At 64.7% G+C, this 2467-nt stretch carries 3 protein-coding genes; all 3 read right to left on the bottom strand.

The window, feature by feature from the left end; all coding sequences use genetic code 11:
* Nucleotides 1–438 (bottom strand): molybdopterin cofactor-binding domain-containing protein (locus K0F85_RS14625; protein ID WP_219116719.1); only part of this gene is annotated, 438 nt, incomplete at its 3' end.
* Nucleotides 431–898, bottom strand: a complete 468-nt coding sequence (locus K0F85_RS14620; RefSeq protein ID WP_219116718.1) for a (2Fe-2S)-binding protein — start codon at nt 896–898, stop codon at nt 431–433. The genes K0F85_RS14625 and K0F85_RS14620, both read right to left, overlap by 8 nt.
* Nucleotides 899–940: 42 nt before the next feature.
* Nucleotides 941–2239, bottom strand: coding sequence for a cytochrome c (locus K0F85_RS14615; protein WP_219116717.1), 1299 nt, complete (start codon nt 2237–2239; stop codon nt 941–943).
* Between the last annotated feature and the right edge of the window lie 228 nt (nt 2240–2467).

Below are 2467 nucleotides of genomic sequence, written 5' to 3'. Positions count from 1 at the left end.
GACCAGCGCCAGGCGGCCCGCCGCGCCGGCGCGGCTGAGCGGGTCGAAATTCTGCCAGACGGACCAACTGCCACCCGTCACCATCAAACCCCATTTCGGATCCGTGTCCACGTAATGCAGGCGCACCTTGCTCCAGTCCACTTCCAGCTCCTCGGCCACGATGCGCGCCAGAGCCGTGCCGATGTGCTGGCCCATTTCCGCCTTGGCGATATTCACGGTGACGATGCCGTCGCGGCCGATCTGGAACCAGATACTGGGGTCGAACTCGGGCGCAGCAGACGTGGCTGGCGGCACGGGCGCCGCCTTGCCGGCAGCCAGGGAAGTATCGGCACGCAAAAAGGCCAGGGTAAAACCCGTGCCGGCGGCCGCGATCAGGAAACCGCGCCGCCCCGGCGAAGGGGGATGGCCACTGGCAGTTTCTTTGGGCAACTTAAACACCGGGCACCTCCTGCATGCCGGCCGCCAGCTTGATCGCCTTGCGGATACGCACATACGCCATGCAGCGGCACAGGTTGCCGCTCATGACGGCATCGATATTGGCATCCGTCGGCTGTGGATAGTCTTTCAACAACGTGGCCGCCTGCATGATCTGGCCCGACTGGCAATAGCCGCACTGCGGCGCCTGCGTGGCGAGCCAGGCCCGCTGCAGCGCATGCGTGCCATCCGGCGAGAGGCCTTCGATCGTGGTGATGGCGCAGCCGGCCACGGCGGCAACCGGCGTGATGCATGAGCGCATGGCGCGGCCATCCACGTGCACGGTGCAGGCGCCGCACATGCCGATGCCGCAGCCGAACTTCGTGCCTTTTAAATTGGCTTCGTCGCGCAACACCCACAGCAAAGGTGTCTCGGCATCGGCCTCGGTGCCGAAAGGCTGGCCATTCACGGTAAGGTTATACATAAGGGTTATACATGAGCGTTATACATAAGAAACTTTCAAGAATTACTTGCCGGCACGGGTCTGCGCCACTGCCGCTTCCAGGTTCGTCCAGGCCGGCTGATGGCTGCGGCTGCGGCGCAAATAGGCGGCCAGCTGGGCGACATCGTTGTCCGTCAGCGAGGCGGCAAAGCCGGGCATCAGCACGCCGGGCATGGCTTCATCCTTGCTGATGCCATGCAATATCACCTGGATCAGGTTGGCGGGATCGGGCGCACTGACGGCGCTGTTCAGGCTCAGTTCCGGACGCAGGGCCACGGGCCGGCCATCGCTGTTCGAGTGGCACGCCGCACAGGCGGCCACGTACAGGCTGGCGCCCCGGTCATTGTCGACCAGGCTGACGCGCTGCGACCGTGTGATGCCCGCTTGCACGACGGTATCGGTATCGACCTGGCGTTGGCCGATGCCAGCCACGCCGGCAAAATACACGGACAGGGCGCGGATATCGCTATCGGGCGAAGCGCCCATGCCTTCGTGCACGACGGCCGACATGGGCCCGGCCGCCACGCCGTGCAAGGTCGTCGCCCCCGTGCGCAGGAAGGCGTACAGCTCATCTTGCGTCCACGGCAGGGGCGCCGTGTTGGCACTGGTCAAGGCTGGCGCATACCAATGGTCGATGGCCGCGCCCAGATAGGGCGAAGCGGCAAGCTCGGCGCCCAGCGCATTGCGCGGCGTGTGGCAGGCGGCGCAATGGGCCAGGCCTTCGGCCAGATAGCGTCCCCGGTTCCAGTCCGGCCCTTGCGCGGGGTCCGCTTGATAGCTGGACGGCTTGAAAAACAGCAGCTTCCAGCCGGCTTGCAAGGGGCGCAGGTTGAGGGGAAAAGGCAGGCTGTTGGCGGGAGATGCCGCATACACGGGCGGGCGCGTCATGAAATACGCGTACAAGGCCGTCAGGTCGGCGTCCGACACCAGGTTGAAATGGGTGTATGGAAAGACGGGATACAAATGCGCGCCATCGCGGCCCACGCCTTCGCGCATGGCCCGCTGGAAGGCGGCCAGTGACCAGCGGCCGATGCCCGTTTGCGTGTCGGGCGTGAGATTGGTCGCGTAGATCGTGCCGAACGGCGTGGCCAGGCCGTGGCCGCCCGCGTAATCGGCGCCGCCCTGGGCCGTATGGCAGGCGGCGCAATTGCCCATGCCGGCCAGGATGCGGCCCTGCTCCACCACTTGCGGGGAAAAGGCCGTGGCGGCAGGCGGTTCGATGGGCGCCAGCGCGGGGCGCCAGTAATACAGGTAGGTGGCCAGCGCCGCCCCGATGAGCAGTGCCAGCGACAATAGCAAGCCGGTGAAAATCTTTTTGAACAAAACAGGAACCAGTCAGAGTGAAAGCCAGGCGCGCCGGTAAAAGGGCCAGTGTGGCAATCTTACCGCGATTGTGACTTGCTGTATGTACGCAATCCCACGCAGCGCGTGCCAGAGACAGGCTGCGCCTTATAATCAGCGTTTCAGCACGTCGCCGCTCCTTCATGCATACCGTTACCATCATCCTCATTCTCGTTTTGACCGTCGTCCTGTGCGGCTTTCTCGCCCGTT

The organism is Janthinobacterium sp. UMAB-56 (genome assembly GCF_900095265.1).
GTDB lineage: Bacteria > Pseudomonadota > Gammaproteobacteria > Burkholderiales > Burkholderiaceae_D > Janthinobacterium.
This window is presented reverse-complemented; position numbering and strand designations above follow the sequence as displayed.

Coding starts and splice junctions, on each gene's coding strand:
- K0F85_RS14620 (WP_219116718.1), bottom strand. CDS start 898: ATGTATAACCTTACCGTGAATGGCCAGCCTTTCGGCACCGAGGCCGAT.